The organism is Alishewanella aestuarii B11, assembly GCF_000280055.1.
GTDB classification, from domain to species: Bacteria; Pseudomonadota; Gammaproteobacteria; order Enterobacterales; family Alteromonadaceae; genus Alishewanella; species Alishewanella aestuarii.
In genome coordinates, this window is sequence record NZ_ALAB01000026.1 from 48479 (window position 1) to 66703 (window position 18225).

At 49.8% G+C, this 18225-nt stretch carries 17 protein-coding genes; all 17 read left to right on the forward strand.

Features of this window, described 5'->3' with window-relative positions; genetic code table 11:
* The first annotated feature begins 17 nt into the window (after positions 1-17).
* The 17 genes from leuS to AEST_RS09545 all read left to right on the forward strand — a co-directional run bounded on the left by leuS (position 18) and on the right by AEST_RS09545 (position 18152).
* Complete coding sequence (leuS, locus tag AEST_RS09465) at positions 18-2603, forward strand: leucine--tRNA ligase (RefSeq protein ID WP_008608709.1); 2586 nt, start codon at positions 18-20, stop codon at positions 2601-2603.
* Position 2604: 1 nt separating this feature from the next.
* Entirely contained in the window at positions 2605-3081 is a 477-nt protein-coding gene (locus AEST_RS09470; protein ID WP_008608711.1) for an LPS-assembly lipoprotein LptE, read from the forward strand.
* Complete coding sequence (holA, locus tag AEST_RS09475) at positions 3081-4124, forward strand: DNA polymerase III subunit delta (RefSeq protein WP_008608713.1); 1044 nt, start codon at positions 3081-3083, stop codon at positions 4122-4124. Before AEST_RS09470 ends, holA begins: the two co-directional genes overlap by 1 nt.
* The gene (gene nadD / locus AEST_RS09480; protein ID WP_008608714.1) at positions 4111-4770 is read left to right on the forward strand and encodes a nicotinate-nucleotide adenylyltransferase; all 660 of its coding nucleotides are present in this window, start codon (positions 4111-4113) and stop codon (positions 4768-4770) included. Before holA ends, nadD begins: the two co-directional genes overlap by 14 nt.
* 37 nt (positions 4771-4807) lie before the next feature.
* Positions 4808-5128 carry a ribosome silencing factor gene (rsfS, locus tag AEST_RS09485; protein ID WP_008608715.1) on the forward strand — a complete coding sequence of 107 codons (321 nt, stop codon included), beginning with the start codon at positions 4808-4810 and terminating at the stop codon, positions 5126-5128.
* Positions 5129-5134: 6 nt separating this feature from the next.
* Positions 5135-5605 (forward strand): 23S rRNA (pseudouridine(1915)-N(3))-methyltransferase RlmH, encoded by a 471-nt coding sequence (rlmH, locus tag AEST_RS09490; RefSeq protein ID WP_008608716.1) that lies wholly within the window; start codon positions 5135-5137, stop codon positions 5603-5605.
* 2 nt (positions 5606-5607) lie between these two features.
* The gene (gene mrdA / locus AEST_RS09495) at positions 5608-7476 is read left to right on the forward strand and encodes a penicillin-binding protein 2 (RefSeq protein ID WP_193759645.1); all 1869 of its coding nucleotides are present in this window, start codon (positions 5608-5610) and stop codon (positions 7474-7476) included.
* Positions 7469-8590: a rod shape-determining protein RodA gene (rodA, locus tag AEST_RS09500; protein WP_008608718.1), complete on the forward strand. Its 1122-nt coding sequence runs from the start codon at positions 7469-7471 to the stop codon at positions 8588-8590. Before mrdA ends, rodA begins: the two co-directional genes overlap by 8 nt.
* 1 nt (position 8591) lies before the next feature.
* On the forward strand, positions 8592-9506 hold the full coding sequence (locus AEST_RS09505) for a septal ring lytic transglycosylase RlpA family protein (RefSeq protein WP_008608719.1): 915 nt from the start codon (positions 8592-8594) through the stop codon (positions 9504-9506).
* A 37-nt stretch (positions 9507-9543) separates the two neighbouring features.
* Positions 9544-10707, forward strand: a complete 1164-nt coding sequence (locus AEST_RS09510; protein WP_008608720.1) for a D-alanyl-D-alanine carboxypeptidase family protein — start codon at positions 9544-9546, stop codon at positions 10705-10707.
* 67 nt (positions 10708-10774) lie between these two features.
* A complete protein-coding gene (gene ybeD, locus AEST_RS09515; protein WP_008608722.1) occupies positions 10775-11056 on the forward strand; it encodes a DUF493 family protein YbeD in 282 nt (93 codons plus the stop codon).
* 79 nt (positions 11057-11135) lie between these two features.
* The gene (gene lipB, locus AEST_RS09520; protein ID WP_008608723.1) at positions 11136-11789 is read left to right on the forward strand and encodes a lipoyl(octanoyl) transferase LipB; all 654 of its coding nucleotides are present in this window, start codon (positions 11136-11138) and stop codon (positions 11787-11789) included.
* Position 11790: 1 nt separating this feature from the next.
* Positions 11791-12771, forward strand: a complete 981-nt coding sequence (gene lipA / locus AEST_RS09525; RefSeq protein ID WP_039925356.1) for a lipoyl synthase — start codon at positions 11791-11793, stop codon at positions 12769-12771.
* 74 nt (positions 12772-12845) lie between these two features.
* Positions 12846-14591 (forward strand): hypothetical protein, encoded by a 1746-nt coding sequence (locus AEST_RS09530; RefSeq protein WP_008608726.1) that lies wholly within the window; start codon positions 12846-12848, stop codon positions 14589-14591.
* A 497-nt stretch (positions 14592-15088) separates the two neighbouring features.
* Positions 15089-15526: a hypothetical protein gene (locus AEST_RS09535; RefSeq protein ID WP_008608727.1), complete on the forward strand. Its 438-nt coding sequence runs from the start codon at positions 15089-15091 to the stop codon at positions 15524-15526.
* Between the two features lie 72 nt (positions 15527-15598).
* Positions 15599-16930 (forward strand): Eco57I restriction-modification methylase domain-containing protein, encoded by a 1332-nt coding sequence (locus AEST_RS09540; RefSeq protein ID WP_008608728.1) that lies wholly within the window; start codon positions 15599-15601, stop codon positions 16928-16930.
* Positions 16923-18152, forward strand: coding sequence for an ATP-binding protein (locus AEST_RS09545; RefSeq protein ID WP_008608729.1), 1230 nt, complete (start codon positions 16923-16925; stop codon positions 18150-18152). Before AEST_RS09540 ends, AEST_RS09545 begins: the two co-directional genes overlap by 8 nt.
* Positions 18153-18225 lie beyond the last annotated feature (73 nt).

Consider the following 18225-nt stretch of genomic DNA (forward strand, 5'->3'; position numbering starts at 1 on the left):
TTTTCTGGAAGAGCTCAATGCAACAGCAATATAACCCGCAGCAGATTGAAACCGCCCTGCAGCAGCAGTGGCAGGATCAGAATGTTTTTAAAGTAACTGAAGATCCAAACAAAGAGAAATTTTACTGTTTATCGATGTTCCCTTATCCAAGTGGCCGCCTGCATATGGGCCATGTGCGCAATTACACCATCGGTGATGTGATCAGCCGCTTTCAGCGGATGCAGGGTAAAAATGTGCTGCAACCTATGGGTTGGGATGCCTTTGGTTTACCGGCTGAAAACGCTGCGATTAATAACAAGACCGCGCCGGCTAAGTGGACCTACGCCAATATCGATTATATGAAAACACAGCTGAAACGGCTGGGTTTTGGTTACGACTGGGATCGGGAAATTGCTACCTGCAAACCGGATTATTATCGCTGGGAACAATGGTTTTTCACCAAGCTGTATGAAAAAGGCCTGGTTTATAAAAAGATGGCGACGGTAAACTGGGACCCGGTGGATCAGTGCGTACTGGCGAACGAACAAGTTATTGATGGCCGTGGCTGGCGCTCCGGCGCCTTAGTTGAGCAGCGCGAGCTGGCACAGTGGTTTATTCGTATTACTCAATATGCCGAAGAGTTATTAGAGGATCTGGAGCAGCTAACCGAGTGGCCGGAACAAGTCCGCACCATGCAGAAAAACTGGATTGGCCGCTCCGAGGGCGTCAATATCCGTTTTGGCGTCGCTGACAGTGATACTGAGCTGGAAGTCTATACTACCCGTCCGGACACGCTGTATGGTGTGACCTATGTCGCGGTAGCCGCCCAGCACCCGCTGGCGCAGCAAGCGGCACTGCACAACAGCACCCTGGCCGCCTTTATCGAAGATATTAAAGGCAGCAAGGTCAGCGAAGCGGAAATGGCGACGATGGAGAAAAAAGGCTGTGCCACCGGCCTGTATGCCATTCATCCGCTGACAGATGAGCAGGTCCCGATTTGGGTCGCCAACTTTGTCCTGATGGACTACGGTTCAGGTGCCGTGATGGCGGTGCCGGGCCACGACCAACGTGATTACGAGTTTGCCACCAAGTATCAGTTACCGATTAAGCAAGTGGTTACCGCAGCGGATGGCAGCAGCGTCACACTGGAGCACGCGGCTTATACCGAAAAAGGTCTGCTGATTAACTCAGCCGAATTTAACGGCCTGGACTTTGCCGCTGCCTTTAGCGCTATTGCTGCCAAGCTGCAACAGCTGGGCAAGGGCGAAGTTAAAGTGAACTACCGCTTACGCGATTGGGGGGTATCACGCCAGCGCTACTGGGGTACGCCAATCCCAATGTTAAATCTGGCAGATGGCAGCGTGGTGCCGGTTCCGGCCGAGCAGCTGCCGGTGCGTTTACCGGAAGATGTGGTGATGAACGGCGTGACTTCGCCGATTAAAGCCGATCCGGAATGGGCGAAAACCCAATATCAGGGCGCAGCCGCTTTCCATGAAACCGATACCTTCGACACCTTTATGGAATCGAGCTGGTACTATGCCCGCTACTGCAGCCCGGATTATGATCAGGCGATGCTGGATCCGGAGAAAGCCAACTACTGGTTACCGGTTGATCAGTATATCGGCGGCATTGAACACGCCATCCTGCACCTGCTGTATGCCCGCTTTTTCCATAAACTGTTACGCGATGTCGGTCTGGTGCAAAGCGACGAACCGTTTAAACGCTTGTTATGTCAGGGCATGGTATTGGCCGAAACTTTCTACCGCGAAACCGACAATGGCGGCAAAGAATGGTTCTCGCCGCAGGACGTACAGGTTGAGCGCGATGAGAAGGGCCGCATTACCCAGGCCATCCTGAAAACCGACGGCCAGCCGGTGTTATCTGCCGGCATGAGCAAGATGTCGAAATCGAAAAACAACGGTATCGACCCGCAAAAAGTTATCGATCTGTACGGTGCCGATACCGTGCGCTTGTTTATGATGTTTACTGCGCCGCCAGAGCAAACACTGGAATGGTCAGATTCCGCCGTTGAAGGCGCGCACCGCTTTATCAAGCGGATCTATACGCTGATCCATGATGTGCTGGCAGCAGGTGCGCCAGGCGAACTGCAGCTAGACGCGCTAAATGACGAGCAGAAAACCCTGCGCCGCGAGCTGCATAAAACCATTGCCAAGGTTACCGATGATATCGGTCGGCGCTATACCTTTAATACCGCTATCGCGGCGGTAATGGAGCTGAGTAATAAGCTGCAAAAAGCCAGTCTGGCCACGCCGCTGGACCGTGCTGTGATGCACGAGGCCTGTAACGCGCTGCTGCAGTTATTAAACCCGATCGTGCCACATGTAGCGCAGTATTTGTGGGCCGAGTTGGGTAACAACAGCCTGATTGAACATGTCGCCTGGCCTGGCGTCGACGAGAGCGCTCTGGTCGAAGACGAGAAACTGGTGGTGGTGCAAATCAACGGTAAGGTGCGCGCTAAAATTACCGTACCGGCTGCTGCAGAGCAGGATGCGGTACTGGCCATTGCCAGACTGGATGAGAATGTGCAGCGTTATCTGGACGGCGTCGCCATGAAAAAGGTGATTTACGTACCGGGTAAACTGCTTAATCTGGTGGTGGGCTAAGATGGGCTGGCGCCTGACACTGCTGGCGCTGTTGCTCAGTCTGCTGAGCAGCTGCGGCTTTCACCTGCGCGGCAATCTGCCGCTCAGTCAGTTTCCGGCCATCTATGTGCAAAGCGAAGCGCACTCTGAGCTGGCCGCGCTGTTAAAACAGCGCTTTAGTCAAAATCAGGTCGAGTTACTGGGCAGTTACCAGCAAGACAGACCGGCGCTGCAGCTGGTGCGCGACACGCTGAAGCGGCGCACCCTGTCGCTGTTTGCCAATGGCCAGGTCGCCGAATATGAGCTGATTTACAAAGTCGAGTATCGGATCCAATTACCCGGCGAGCAGGAACAGTTTTATCAGTTCGAGTTGTACCGCGATTATCAGGATGATCCGAATCAGGCCCTGGCGAAAGCCCAGGAACTGGAGCTGCTGTTAAGCGAATTACGTCAGCAGGCTGCCAACCGGATTATCCGCCAACTGGCACGCCTGGGCTGATGCAGAAGCTCTACGCCAATCAATTGCCAGCCCAGCTGCAACAGGGGCTGGCGCCCGGTTATCTGATTTTTGGCGAAGAGCCACTGCAAAAACTGGAAGCCATCGAAGCGATCCGGCACGCGGCCAAACCACAAGGCTTTTTGGAGCGGCTGAGTTTTAGCGCTGATGCCCAATTCGACTGGCAACAGCTGGATAACGAACTCAGTGCCATGTCGTTGTTTGCCGAGCGGCGGCTGATTGAACTGGAACTGGCGCAAGCCAAACCACCGGCTGCCGTTAACGAACAATTGAAGCAACTGGCTGCCAAACTGCATCCCGATATCGTGCTGGTGGTGCATGGCAGTCGCAGCTTTAGTGAAGTCAGCAAACTGGCCTGGTTTAAACAACTGGCAGAGCAGGCCGTGCAAGTGGCAATTTACCCACTGGATGAGCGGCAACAACTGCAATGGCTGCAGCAACGCGCCCGCCAGTTACAGTTGCAGCTAAGCTCTGATGCGCTGAATTTGCTGCAGCAACACTGTGCCGGTAACCTGCTGGCCGCGCGGCAGGAGCTGGAAAAGCTGGCACTGACCCATCCGGATAGCCGCATTGACGCCGAGACCTTTAGCCGCTTTTTAGCCGATCATTCCAGCTACAACGTGTTTCAACTGACCGATTCGGTATTGGCCGGGCATAGTGCCGAAGCCGCACACCGGCTGCAGCGCTTGCTGGAACAGGACACTGAGCCGGTGATTATCGCCTGGCAATTACATAAAGAGCTGAGCATTCTGCAACAGCTGGCCCAGGCGGAGCAGCAAGGTCAACTGAACGCACAGTTTAAGCAATTGGCGATCTGGCCGAAACGCCAGCCGTTATATCAACAAGCCCTGCAGCGACTTAGCCGGGGTTGGCAAAACTATCTGTTACAGGAGCTGGCGGCCTTTGATCGCTTATTTAAAGCCGGCCAGCTGACTAACACCACACTGGCGTTATTGCATCTGGTGACCTTATTCTGTCATCCGGTAGCCAAAACCTTTGCTTTGCAACAGTATGACGCAGACTAAACTAGTAGGGATTTTTGGCGGCACCTTCGATCCGATCCATCTTGGTCATCTGGCAGTTGCACGTTATGTGCTGACGCACTGCGCCTTAGATAGCATTAAGCTGATGCCCTGCCATCTGCCGCCGCACCGTGCCAGTCCGGGTGTCAGCAGTGCCGAGCGAGCACGGATGGTCGAGTTGGCTATCAGTGCAGAGCCACAGCTGCAGCTCGAAGCGCTGGAACTGAGCCTGCAACAACCGTCTTATACGGTAAATAGCCTGACGCTGCTTAAGCAGCAAGATCCTGCTGCGCACCTGTGTTTTATTATTGGCATGGACTCACTGCAGTATTTTCGCAGCTGGCATCAGTGGCAGCAGATCCTGACATTGGCCCATCTGATCGTACTTAAGCGCCCCGGCTATAGCGCACAGGATGGCGACGCACCAGCGCTACTCGCCCAATACGGCATCAGCCTAGCCGAGCTCAGCACACGGTCAGCCGGTGGCATCCTGCTGTTGGATAATCCGGATTTTCCACAAAGCGCAACCTTTGTCCGTGAGCAGTTAGCTGTGGACCCAGCCGTGCAGGCCATGCTACCGCCAGCGGTGCTTAGTTATATTCAGCAACACGGGCTCTATGGTTGCGCTGTTTCCGCTGCCAAAGTGTGATAAAATAGCGCCCTTTTAGCTTGCATGAGGAATAAGGGTGCAAACAAACGAACTGGTCGCCTTTGTCGTAGACAAAGTTGATGACATGAAAGCCCGCGATATCGTGACCTTAGATGTCCGGGGTAAATCCAGCGTCACCGAATTTATGGTGATCTGCTCCGGAACTTCCAGCCGCCACGCGAAGTCTATTGCCGGGTACCTGGCGCAAGAAGTGAAGAAACAAGGCGTCCAACCACTGGGCATCGAAGGTGAAGCCTCGGGTGAATGGGTATTACTGGATCTGGACAGTGTTGTCGTGCATGTGATGCAGGACGAAAGCCGGCATTTTTATCAGTTGGAAAAGCTCTGGGGCGGTTAAGTAGTTATGAAGTTGATCCTGATTGCCGTAGGTACCAAGATGCCTGCCTGGGTACAAACCGGCTTTGAGGAATATGCCCGTCGCTTTCCCCGCGATCTGCCGTTCGAACTGATTGAAATTGCCGCTGGTAAGCGCGGTAAAAATGCGGATATCAAACGCATTCTGGAGCAAGAAGGCGAAAAAATGCTGGCGGCAGTACCCAAAGGTAGCCGCATCGTAACGCTGGAAGTGCTGGGTCAAAACTGGACCAGCCCGCAGCTGGCCGGCAAGTTACAGGAATGGCAACAGGATGGTCGTGATGTCTGCTTACTGGTTGGGGGCCCGGAAGGTTTGGCGCCAGCCTGTATTGCAGCCAGCGAAGCCAAATGGTCACTCTCGGCGCTGACACTGCCCCATCCGCTGGTCAGGGTGGTGATGGCAGAGGCCCTGTACCGCGCCTGGAGTATTAGTACCAATCACCCTTATCACCGCGAGTAGGCATGCTAAGAAAACGTGTTGCCATGCAAGATGTCGAGGCAGAGTCCCGCTTATTTAGCCAGCGGGCGCTGGTGGCTATGCTATTGGTGATGCTGGCTTTTGGCGTGATCATTATCAATATGTATCACCTGCAGGTGAAATCCTATCAGGTCTACCAAACCCGCTCCGAGGGTAACCGGATTAAAGTGGTGCCACTGGCGCCAAACCGCGGCATGATCACTGACCGTAACGGTATTTTGCTGGCCGAGAACCGGCCGGTGTTCTCCCTCGAATTAGTACCAGAGCAGGTCGAAAATATGACCGAAACACTGGCAGAGCTGGCACAACTAATCGAGATCCCGGACGAGTTACAACAAAGCTTCCTGCGTGATGTGCGCCAACAGCGTCGCTTTAATAGCATAGCGCTGAAAGAGCAGCTCAATGATGAAGAAGTGGCAATCATCTCGGTTAATCTGCACCGTTTTCCCGGCGTCACTGTCGAAGCCCGTCTTAGCCGCCACTACCCTTTTGGTAATTTGTTTACCCATGCACTGGGCTATATCGGCCGCATCAATACCAATGATCTGAAACGGCTGGAAGAGAGCGACCAACTGGCAAATTACGCCGCCACCCGCGATATCGGCAAAATTGGCTTAGAGCGCTACTACGAAACCGAATTACACGGCACCATGGGTTATCAGGAAGTTGAAGTGAATAACCGCGGCCGCCTGATCCGGGTATTACGCTCGGTACCGGCGCAATCGGGTAAAAATATTCAGCTTAATCTGGATGTGGGCCTGCAACTCACCGCCCAGCAGTTACTGGAAGGTAAGCGCGGGGCTATTGTTGCAATGGATCCCCGCGATGGGGCCGTGATGGCGTTTTACAGTAACCCCAGCTACGACCCTAACCTGTTTGTGCATGGGATCAGCAGTACCAATTACAATGCGTTATTAAATTCCCCGGACCGGCCGCTGATTAACCGGGTGACGCAAGGCGTATATCCGCCGGCCTCTACCATTAAGCCGCATCTGGCATTATTAGGGCTGGAAACCAATACTATTACTCCCAGCACCCGGATCTGGGATCCGGGCTTCTTTCAGCTACCCGGCGTCGAGCATCGTTACCGCGACTGGAAACGCTGGGGCCATGGCTGGGTCGATGTTTACAGTGCCATTATCGAGAGCTGTGATACCTTCTTTTATGATATGGGGGTTAAACTCGGTATTGACCGCATTTCTGACTATATGAACAGGCTTGGCTTTGGTGAAAAAACCGGTATTGATATTCTGGAAGAGTCTAACACCAATATGCCGTCACGGGGTTGGAAGCGGGCCCGGCATAACCAGCCCTGGTTTCATGGCGATACCGTCGCGGTCAGTATCGGCCAGGGTTACTGGACTTCTACACCAATCCAATTGATGACCACCACCGCCGCTTTGCTGAATAACGGCATGCTGCCGATCCCCCATATGGCGAAAACTCTGACTAATGATGCCGGCACCGAGCAGGTCAGTACCGAATTGCAACCGACCGTCAATGTGGTTAACCCACGCAACTGGCAAGTGATCCGCGATGCGATGGAGCAAACCGTCAGTACGCAAAAGGGTACCGCCTTTAACGCCTTTCGCGGCGCCAGTTATAGCTCAGGCGGCAAAACCGGTACTGCCCAGCTGGTAAAAATTGCCCAGGATGCCAAATACGATGCCAATGCCCTGGATGAACGCCTGCGTGATAATGCGATGTATGTTGGCTATGCCCCGGCAGAAAACCCGAGCATAATCATAGCAGTAACGGTTGAAAATATTGGCGGCGGCGGCAGTACAGCCGCACCGATTGCCCGCCAAATGCTGGACTATTACTTTAGCGCCGGAGTCAATAACGATGAATGATAGTCTGGTTAATTCGCGCCATAGTAACAGCCGGTTAGCGTTTTTTCATATCGATACGCCGTTGTTACTGGGCCTGTTAGCGCTGGTCAGTTACGGCTTGCTGGTATTGTATAGCGCCTCTGGCCAGAGTGAGCGAATGGTCGAAGCACAAATTATCCGCTTAGGTGTCGCCTTTGCGGTAATGATTGGTATGGCACAAATCAGCCCATTAACGATTCGCCGTTGGTCATTACCGCTGTTTATTGTCGGCACCTTATTACTGGTAGCAGTACTGATGTTCGGCCATATCGGTAAAGGCGCCCAGCGCTGGCTGGATCTGGGTTTTATAAAGTTTCAGCCGTCCGAAATTATGAAGCTGGCAGTACCGATGGCGATTGCCTGGTTTATCGCCTCGCACAACCTGCCACCGAAAAAGCGCCATCTGACCGTCGGCTTTTTGATGTGTGTGATCCCAACGCTGCTGATTGCTAAGCAACCGGATCTGGGCACTGCTATCCTGATTGCTGCTGCCGGCATTTTCGTCTTATTTCTGGCCGGGATGAGCTGGAAGCTCATCACCTTTATCGTGGCGCTGGTATCTGCCTTTGCGCCCGTGCTCTGGCTGTTTGGCATGCACGATTATCAGCGGCGCCGGGTACTGACCTTTCTGAACCCGGAAAGTGACCCGCTGGGCTCAGGCTATCATATTATTCAGTCCAAGATCGCCATTGGCTCTGGTGGCGTGCATGGTAAAGGCTGGCTGCAGGGTACCCAGTCGCAGCTGGAATTTTTGCCGGAGCGTCATACCGATTTTATTTTCTCAGTGCTAAGTAAAGAATTTGGCCTGGTAGGCGTATTGTTTTTACTGGCAATTTATTTGTTTATTATTGGCCGGGGCTTGCTTATCGCCACCCGGGCACAGGATAATTATGGCAAACTGGTTGCCGGCAGCTTTACCCTGACATTTTTCGTCTATGTGTTCGTCAATATAGGCATGGTTTCCGGGCTGTTACCGGTTGTTGGGGTGCCGTTACCGCTGGTCAGTTTTGGTGGCACTTCGATGGTGACCATGATGGCCGCTTTTGGCATTATTATGTCGGTAAGTACACATAAACGCAGTATGGCCCAAACCTGATATGACTAAATTACGCCTCAGCCTAATCACACTGCTTGCTGCCGCTACCCTGGCGGCCTGTAGCAGTAAACCACCAGCCCCGGGTACACCGGCGGCAAAACCACCATCGATGGTATCACCGAATGCCGGTCGCTACCGTGATGAAACCGACAGTAAACCACCCCGCTTACCGACCTTGCTGGAAATGACCGATCCGATACCCAAGGCCGAGCCGTTGAGCCGCGGTGGTAATAACCCTTACAATATTTTCGGCCAGGATTACCTGCCGTTACAACAGCTGACCGAACATACCGAAGTCGGTATTGCTTCCTGGTATGGCAATAAATTTCACGGTTACCATACCTCGAATGGCGAGATCTACAATATGTTCGCCATGACCGCGGCCCATAAAACCCTGCCGTTGCCGTCTTATGTGCGGGTAACCAATCTGGATAATAACCAGAGCGCTATTGTCCGAGTCAATGACCGCGGCCCTTTCCACCAGGACCGGATTATTGATCTCTCTTATTCAGCAGCTCATAAAATCGGCATGCTGCAACGCGGTACAGCCAGGGTTAAGGTTGAGCTGCTAAAATCGCCGGCGATGCTGGCGCAGCAACAAGGGCAACAAGGCATTCCGATGCAGCGCGCTGCGCCGCCCAGTGCCGGTGAAACACGGATTAGAAGTGCTGAACTACCGAACAGACAATGCTATATCCAACTGTTTGCGATCAGTGACAACAACAGAGCGCGTCAGTTGCAGCAACAAATTGCCAGCCAGTGGTCAGTACCAACGGAGATCCGCTCCGGTAACGGCTTACACCGGCTGTTAATAGGTCCAACCTCGGATAGCCAACTGGCGCAACAATGGCTGAATCAGTTCCGCACCGGCAGCTATCCGCAGGCATTTTTTGTCGATGGTGGTCAGTGCGGCTGATCACTTCAGCTAGTCCCTAACTTATAAGAAAGGTGCTATGAACAGTTATTATCAGGTTTTTGGTGCGGCAACCTTAGCCGTAAGCAGTGCATTTCTGGTAGCGCAAGCGAGCGCACAAAGTGTAATACCACAAGCGCCGCAAGTGGCAGCGAAAGGACATATCCTGGTCGATTATGATACCGGCGCGGTACTGTCGGAAGAAAATGCCGATATGTCGCTGGCACCGGCCAGTTTAACCAAGATGATGACCATTTACGTGATTGGTATGGAGCTAAAACAAGGCAACATTACCATGGACGACATGGTCACTGTCAGCGAACGCGCCTGGTCGAGAAACTTCCCCGGCTCTTCGCTGATGTTTATTGAAGTGGGCGCTCAGGTCAAAGTCGCAGATCTGGCGCGCGGTATTATGATCCAGTCAGGCAATGATGCCTGTGTTGCCATGGCGGAACATATCGCCGGTACCGAAAGTGCCTTTGTCGATCTGATGAATGCGCACGCCGAGCGGCTAGGCATGGTCAATACCCGCTTTGGTAATAGTCATGGTTTACATCTGGACGAGCAGTACACAACGCCGCGTGATATGGCCGTGCTATCGCGGGCACTGATCCGGGATGTACCAGACTTATACGCCCTGTATTCTGAGCGGCAGTTCACCTTTAATAACATTACCCAGCACAACCGTAACTCCCTGCTGTGGGATCGCAGCCTGGAAGTGGATGGCATCAAAACCGGTTATACTAAAGAAGCTGGCTTTAGCCTGATCACCTCAGCCACCCGTGAAGGTATGCGTCTGGTGTCGGTAGTCATGGGCACGGCTAACGAACGCGCCCGCGCCGCCGAAAATAAAAAGTTACTGACCTACGGTTTCCGCTTTTTCGAAACTGTCACTACCCATCAGGCCGGTGAAAAACTGGCCGACGAACGACTGTGGAAAGGTCAGCAGTCAACGGTGGCAGTCGGTCTGGCGGAAAATGCGACTGTGACCTTACAACGCGGTCAGCGTCGGAATTTAAAAGCAGACATCCAGTTGGATCAGCAACTGATCGCCCCCATTAACAAGGGCGACGTGGTTGGCAAGGTGGTGCTGCAGCTGAACAATGAACAGCTTGGCAGCTACCCGCTTGTGGCCCTGGAAAGTATTGAACAGGCAGGCTTTTTCAGCCGGTTGGTTGATGCTGTGAAGTTAAAGTTTCAATAACGCCACACCGAGATTAAGCTAAGTCCCGGCCTGGCCGGGACTTTTTTATTTTTACTGAGTAAAGCAGATGGTCACTGAAGTTAAAAATACCCGTTTTGATGAGTTTCTGGAATTTCCCTGCCAGTTTAATTTTAAAGTACTGGGTCTGGCCGATGCGCGGCTGGTTGACGAGGTGATGATGGTGATCCGCCAACATGCCGACGCCGCTGATTACAGCCCCAGTGTTAAACCCAGCGGTAAAGGCAACTACCATTCGGTGACAGTACAGGTGACAGTCACCAGTAAGTCGCATATTGAATTACTGTACACTGAGCTTGGCAAAATTGAGCTGGTGCGCTACGTACTCTGAGCAGTTTACGCCGCCAGAGGTACTCGAAATCCGCGACTTATCCAGTATAATGCCCGCTTAAATCAGCACGGAGCTTACCTTGTCTATTACCGAGCAACTGGTGATCCGCCAGCTGGGTCTGCAAGACTACAGCCGGATCTGGCAGGCCATGCAGCAGTTTACCGATCTGCGCGACAGTAACACGCCGGACGAAATCTGGTTGTTAGAGCATCCACCGGTCTTTACCCAGGGGCAGGCCGGTAAAGCCGAACATCTGCTCTTTCCGGGAGACATTCCGGTGGTACAGGTTGATCGCGGCGGTCAGGTCACCTACCACGGCCCGGGCCAGTTGGTGGCTTATGTACTGTTGGATATCAAGCGCCGTAATCTGGGCGTGCGCCAGCTGGTCAGCATGCTGGAAAATATTCTGATTGAGCTGTTGCGCCGTTATAACATCAACGCCGAAGCCCGACCCGATGCACCTGGCGTCTATGTTGCTGGAGCGAAGATCGCCTCGCTCGGGCTGCGGGTACGTAAAGGCTGTACCTTTCACGGTCTGGCGTTGAATGTGCAGATGGATATGGAACCCTTTAGCCGGATCAACCCGTGCGGTTATGCCGGTATGCAAATGGTACAATGTAGTGAGCTGGGCGGACCGCTTCAAGTCTCTGAGGCCGCAACCGTCATGGCCGAACTTTTTCAACAACATCTGGCAATTAGCAGCCCGGTGGTTAAAACAGGGTTAGAGAACTAAAATGACCAAAACAGCACGTATGGAACCCGGCGTTAAGCTGCGCGATGCGGAGAAAATGGCATTAATCCCGGTAAAGGTACTGCCCACCGAGCGCGACGAGATGTTACGCAAGCCAGAATGGCTGAAGATCAAACTGCCGAAAAGCACCGAGCGGATCGACGAAATCAAAGGTGCACTGCGCAAACACGGCCTGCATTCAGTTTGCGAAGAAGCCTCCTGCCCCAATTTATCCGAGTGTTTTAACCACGGTACTGCCACCTTTATGATTCTGGGTGCCATCTGTACCCGTCGCTGCCCGTTCTGTGATGTCGCCCATGGCCGGCCGCTGCCACCCAGTGCTGAAGAGCCGGAAAAGCTGGCACTGACCATTCGCGATATGAAGCTAAAGTATGTGGTGATTACCTCAGTAGACCGCGACGACTTACGTGATGGCGGTGCCCAGCATTTTGCCGATTGTATTGCCGCTATCCGTAAATATAGCCCGGAGATTAAAATTGAAGTGCTGGTGCCGGACTTCCGCGGCCGGATGGATGTGGCACTGGAGATCTTAAGTAAAAACCCACCTGACGTATTTAACCACAATCTGGAGACGGCACCGCGTCTGTATAAGCTGGCACGGCCTGGAGCGGACTATAAATGGTCACTGACCCTGCTACAGCGCTTTAAGCAATTACACCCGCAGGTGGCGACCAAGTCTGGCCTAATGGTGGGTTTGGGTGAAACCACTGAAGAGTTATTAGAAGTGCTGCGCGATCTACGCGAACATCAGGTAGATATGTTAACCGTGGGGCAGTATCTGCAACCAAGTAAGCACCACCTGCCGGTAAAACGCTATATGCCACCGGCAGAGTTTGCAGAGATCAAAGCCTATGCCGATGAGTTAGGTTTTAAACATGCTGCCTGCGGCCCTTTTGTCCGCTCCAGCTATCATGCAGACCGTCAGGCAGCAGGTGAAGATATTGTGACTTACAACGCTAAATAGTACTCCACAATGCTATTTTGTACTGTACATCGCTATTTTGTACCGCCACTTCGTAGTAGTAGCGGAGTGGCCTAGTGAAGGGGATTCCACGGATCAAGGAATTCCCCTCCGATAATCGTTACTGGCGGGTTGATTGGTTCGGTGCCATTCAGCCCAATCCCAAGCTCCCCCGCGAGCCAGTACTGCAAATTGTTATAACCCCGTTCAAAACACCTGATATTAGCGCTCTGCCCCCTAACAAGCTGGCGTCTGCATCCAGCGGTTTGGTGGATTACACAGAACAACAAACAATCTGTATTGGTACCGGCCAGCTGCCGGCGGTGTGTGTTGGCTCTATCTGGCGCAACAGTGAGTGTCAGCAGCAGCTTGCTGGGCAACTGACCGAGTTCAAAGGGTTAGAGATTTCTGAGCATACCAGCCAAGTGTTAAATGCCAGTGCCAAAGAGCATAACCAGTACATCATTCCCTATACGCATTACAAATTTGGCAAAGACGGGTATTTCAGCAAAATGGTTGCAGTAGAATATGGCGGTGACCCTTACGGCATTTTAATCCCAAAGGCTGAGCTGGTGCGGTTTTACTATGCCGTGTCGACCAACCTGGCAGATGTGATTTTCTCGGGTGACCTAAAACACAATTTGCATGCCGTGCTGAATATGGAACACACCTGGTCGGAACCGGAAGAACAGCGCGAAGTTATTGGGCTACGCCAGCGTTTTTCGGACCAAGACGGCTGGATACTGTCCCGAATTCTAAATTCTCCCGAAGCCTGGTCAGGTGCCACAGCAGTGCACGACGCCATGCTAAAAAGTCGTGTAAATGGCGTAGCGGCGCATATTGAAAGTAATTTTCCGTTTGCCGGCAACACGAACCTGAGCGCCCGTTGTAAAATGCTCCCTACGGCTGATCCGAATAAATGGCGTTACCTGGTATTGTCACTCGTTCGCTGCTCTGCGGCTTTCCCCTTCCGGCACCTGACCGTGTATCGTGACAACGACAACAACCGAGCCAAAGATGGCGAAGACAAACCTGATAACGAGAAAAAGCCAGGCTGGGGCGGCACCCGTGTAGTTCCTGGGCAGCAAGGCAAACCCTTTCAAAGTCAGCAAGCACCGAACAAAAACGCAGCTACAGAAATATTTAACCTGCCAACAGACAGGTTCGGCGATATTGCCGGTAAAGAGCCGGATAAACCAACTAAAGAGCAATGTGAGTATAAATCTGTCACCGTCGTAAAGCCGCCAGTAGACAGCAATCAGCTCAGTAGTGCTCAAGGTGATAATACCGACTCTACCGTTGGTACAGGCCGTTTAAACAGCACCTATGAGCGTGCCAAAGCGCTTCCTGCCAGCTTCGATACCTTTATCAAAGCTATTGAGCATCTGAATACCTATGAAGGCTTTAGCGCAAAGATACGGGAACCTGATGAGCTAACCAGATATATTCCGCTTACTAAGCCAGAGGGTTATCGGCAATGGTCGTATTTGGACTCCAAAAGTATGACTCCCCGAGCCGTCTTAATCGGGGATATTCTGTACCGAGGGTGCTGGTTCAGTTTGATTGAGTTTGAGCATAGACAAACCGATAAATGTTGCATTGGCATGGTATTTCTTGACAGTGGACAACATATAACCTCTGTTGTACTAGCAATTCTGTTCACTAAAATTGCTGAGTATCGAGGAATATGGGGCAATATCCCAGCTATTGCAGCTGAGAACATACGTATTGAGTCTTATAAACATGTTTGGTCGACACCACAACACCTTTCCTCAATAATTGCTTTAAAATTAAATAATTACAGTGAAGAATTCCAAACTTAAACACCCTTTGGCAGGCCAAATTTATAAACATTGGCACTCAGTTTCAATCCTCTATGAGAATGTGGCAAGTCCGGTATATACTATTTAAAACATAGGGAACGTGGCAAATTCATGTGATAACAGAGTTATTTAGTTTTTTATTTAATACTTCCAGTGACTTTGAGCTTAATAGTGAATGGTCTCTATTGGTCTTCAGCTTAGCTTCTGGGTGCATTGGTTTAGTCGTTGTAACCTTAGATTTTCTGTTTGTGAAAGCTACCAACAAAAGCAGTATCCTAAAATTATCATATTCAGGTTACAGAACTCTGTTTGTGTTTCTGATATGGGGTTTCGGTGCAATGCTGGGAGGCTATATAGGCGGCGCAGTGGGCATTTTCGAAATTACACGAGTAGCTAGCGTATTTGTAGCTTTATCCTGGACTACAGTTTTACCAAGGCTCGTAGACTCAATTGATGATCCTAACTCTACAGAGCGAGTTGATGTTTAAGGTGGATATATGAGCTTAGTTAGAATGTTATTAGGTCGGCGAGATTTTTACCAAACCGAAGACGTTATTGAAGCAGTCAAGACTTACGAACATTTCTCTGCTGAAAATGAAAATTTAACTCAGGCTGAAGCATTGTTGGTTTTCAAAAGCGATGTCCAACAATGCTGGCTGATTTTCACCTCTGAACGGATGTATTTTGTTATAGACGATTCTGAAAAAAACTTACTCAAGGTTTTATGGGCAAGAGACAGAGATAAATCCGTTAAGGACAATCGGATTCACTTGGACCTTAAGTCAGAAGACCTTTCCAACAAAACAGGTAAAGTATTGATTGGTAATATGAATAAAGGTTTTATGTATACAAAATCGTTATTTGCTGGGGCTTCCATCACAGGAAAGATTCTGAAAGCCCTCAATAAGCACTTTTTAGACGAATCACAGCTATGAATTTTTCTTGTGCACAGCGAGGAAAGCAGGTAGATTTCTATTTAGTTTCACTATCCATATGGTTTAAATCGGATGCTTGACGTTATCTCTGATTCTCAATATTTTAATGCTCATTACCTCGCAAAATGCCAAGTAGACACGCCGTCGAACATTGTAGAGCAGGCATGGAGAATTGCACTTCAGCACAGAACTGACTTCCATAAAGTAGTAGATTTTGGCGCAGGTGACGGGAAGTTCGCTTTCGGAGGAAAGTATAATAATTACATAGGATATGAAATAGATAAACGTCGAACTCACGAAAGAGATCTTCCCCCAAACGCAAACATAGTTCACAAATGCGCCTTCTCTGAAATTAGAGGAGGCTTTGACCTTTGCATTGGTAACCCACCTTATGTTAGGCACCATGAGCTTAATGACGAGTGGCAACTTAAAATTGCCAGTCAACTTAGTGACGGTTTAGGAATTCGTCTTGATAGGCGATCTAATGCATTTATTTATTTTCTCTGCCAGGCGATTCTTAAAACGAAGAATGATGCTCTTATTGTTCAGGTCATTCCCTACGAATGGGTATCAAGACCATCATGCGCATTTCTTAGGGAGTATATATCTCAACAAAGCTGGCGAGTGAAAGTTTACAGATTCAAGCAGGACGTTTTTGCACATTCAAAAGTTTTAACTACCGCAAGTATTACGGTAATAGACAAATCTGATAAGTCGGGTAAATGGGATTTCTACAGCATTGATGCAAACTTCAATTCGGTAAAGGTTGAATCAGCTACAGGTTCCAATCAAAATGTTCTTCAATATAAAAGAAGAACCGAGAATAACTATGCCCAAAGAGGTTTAAGCCCAGGAGGGCAGAAGATTTTTTGTCTAACTGAGCAGTCTCGAAAAGAATTTAATTTAGAGATCGGTACCGATGTTGTTCCTTGCATTACCAATATTCGGCCGATCCCAGATAGCATCACAAAGCTAACTAAGCAAAATTTCAACAAATATCTTGTTGACGCGGGTGAAAAGTGTTGGTTAATAGCTACTACAACCAGCCCAAGCCCTAACTTGTCTGCATATTTGGATAGTATTCCAGAAAGTGAACGCGACAATTATACCTGTCGAAATCAATCACCGTGGTGGTGCTACAGACCGCATGCAGTTCCAGATCTATTATATGGTTCAGGTTTCACAAAATTTGGCCCTAAAGTATTCATTAATAGTGTCGGAGCTGTAGCAGTTGGGGCTGTTCATGGAATCCATAAAGTTAAACATATTACAAAAGATAAACTACGAGCGGCTATAAGGAATTTCGATTTTGAGAGCAAAGTTGTGAGTCATTCCGGGGCACTGAAAAAAATCGAAGTTAATCAAATGAACTCTGTTTTAGGGACTATTCTAGAGCATGTCTGAGAAAAAAATATTCAGGTTCTCCGTTGAAAGCGCTATTTTACGTGAGCTGGGTGAGCAACTAGTTAGCAGACCAGACGTAGCGCTTACAGAACTGATAAAAAACGCTTATGACGCGGACTCACCTGAATGTTTAGTTAAGTGGGATAAAAAGAGAATTTTAATTAAAGATCTCGGCCACGGAATGACATTAGAAGAATTCAAGTCACGCTGGATGAGGATAGCAACAGGAAATAAAGGGGATAGAAAGAATTCCGCTATCTATGGCCGTACTCTTACCGGTTCAAAAGGTATAGGTCGTTTTGCAGTTAGGTTCTTAGGTCATAGATTAACTCTCATTACAGTCGCTAAAAACTCCGAAAACAATGCAAACTCCAAACTAATAGCTTTTTTTAATTGGAAAAAATTGGACCAAGCTACAGACATTGAAAATTTGGAGATACGTTACAAATACTACCCAAAGGTATCTGAGCCTACTGGTACAACATTATGCATATCCGATTTGCGGTATGAACCATCTAATTCCGTCCTAAAACAGGTACGGTCAAGCTCACTTAGAATGGTTTCTCCGGTAAAAGCGATTTTAGCAGGTGCTCCAGATCATATAAGAAATACTGCAAGCAAAGAAACTAAAGATGACGAGCCGGGATTTAATCTCAGATTTCAATCAACACTGTTTGAAGACGATGACGCCATCGTTGATGACAATGAGCTCGCATCGATAATCTTAGACCTAGCCGTTGCTAAAGTAGAATTTTACACTAAAACGAATAGAAACATCACCACAAAGGAAAATGCAACATTATATGTTAGCGTCACACATGAATTAAAAGGTAACTGTTTCATTGGAGAGTTCCCATTTGAAAATGTTATGGGCTGTGATGTATATGGAAATATAAATTACTTTCCTCACAGGGAGGGAGTTTTTTTTGCAAAATCAGTAGATGGGAATGTAGCTAGGGCTTGGGTCAAAGAAAACAGCGGAGTTTCTGTTTTTGATAAGGGATTTAGAGTTGTTCCTTATGGCCAAAGAGGAGACGATTGGTTAAACATAGATCAAGATAGTTCAAAAAGTAACAGAAGATGGCGGACTAAGCTAATGCAAGAGCTTTTTCCAATAACAAATGACGAACTGTTGATCCCAAGTCTAAACCCTATGCTAGCAATTCCTGAATCTCATCAGCTCGTTGGTGGAGTCTTCGTAGAAGCGTCGAATACTAAATAACTGATCCTAATTGTGATACACCTGCTTTAATCCATGTTTGCCGCCCGGAAACGGTGCGGCAGTGTCCATAAAG

What these genes read in the sequence shown, in the direction of transcription:
- leuS (WP_008608709.1), top strand. Translation starts at nt 18, where the DNA reads ATGCAACAGCAATATAACCCGCAGCAGATTGAAACCGCCCTGCAGCAG.
- AEST_RS09470 (WP_008608711.1), top strand. Translation starts at nt 2,605, where the DNA reads ATGGGCTGGCGCCTGACACTGCTGGCGCTGTTGCTCAGTCTGCTGAGC.
- holA (WP_008608713.1), top strand. Translation starts at nt 3,081, where the DNA reads ATGCAGAAGCTCTACGCCAATCAATTGCCAGCCCAGCTGCAACAGGGG.
- nadD (WP_008608714.1), top strand. Translation starts at nt 4,111, where the DNA reads ATGACGCAGACTAAACTAGTAGGGATTTTTGGCGGCACCTTCGATCCG.
- rlmH (WP_008608716.1), top strand. Translation starts at nt 5,135, where the DNA reads ATGAAGTTGATCCTGATTGCCGTAGGTACCAAGATGCCTGCCTGGGTA.
- mrdA (WP_193759645.1), top strand. Translation starts at nt 5,608, where the DNA reads ATGCTAAGAAAACGTGTTGCCATGCAAGATGTCGAGGCAGAGTCCCGC.
- rodA (WP_008608718.1), top strand. Translation starts at nt 7,469, where the DNA reads ATGAATGATAGTCTGGTTAATTCGCGCCATAGTAACAGCCGGTTAGCG.
- AEST_RS09505 (WP_008608719.1), top strand. Translation starts at nt 8,592, where the DNA reads ATGACTAAATTACGCCTCAGCCTAATCACACTGCTTGCTGCCGCTACC.
- AEST_RS09510 (WP_008608720.1), top strand. Translation starts at nt 9,544, where the DNA reads ATGAACAGTTATTATCAGGTTTTTGGTGCGGCAACCTTAGCCGTAAGC.
- ybeD (WP_008608722.1), top strand. Translation starts at nt 10,775, where the DNA reads ATGGTCACTGAAGTTAAAAATACCCGTTTTGATGAGTTTCTGGAATTT.
- lipA (WP_039925356.1), top strand. Translation starts at nt 11,791, where the DNA reads ATGACCAAAACAGCACGTATGGAACCCGGCGTTAAGCTGCGCGATGCG.
- AEST_RS09535 (WP_008608727.1), top strand. Translation starts at nt 15,089, where the DNA reads ATGAGCTTAGTTAGAATGTTATTAGGTCGGCGAGATTTTTACCAAACC.
- AEST_RS09540 (WP_008608728.1), top strand. Translation starts at nt 15,599, where the DNA reads ATGCTTGACGTTATCTCTGATTCTCAATATTTTAATGCTCATTACCTC.
- AEST_RS09545 (WP_008608729.1), top strand. Translation starts at nt 16,923, where the DNA reads ATGTCTGAGAAAAAAATATTCAGGTTCTCCGTTGAAAGCGCTATTTTA.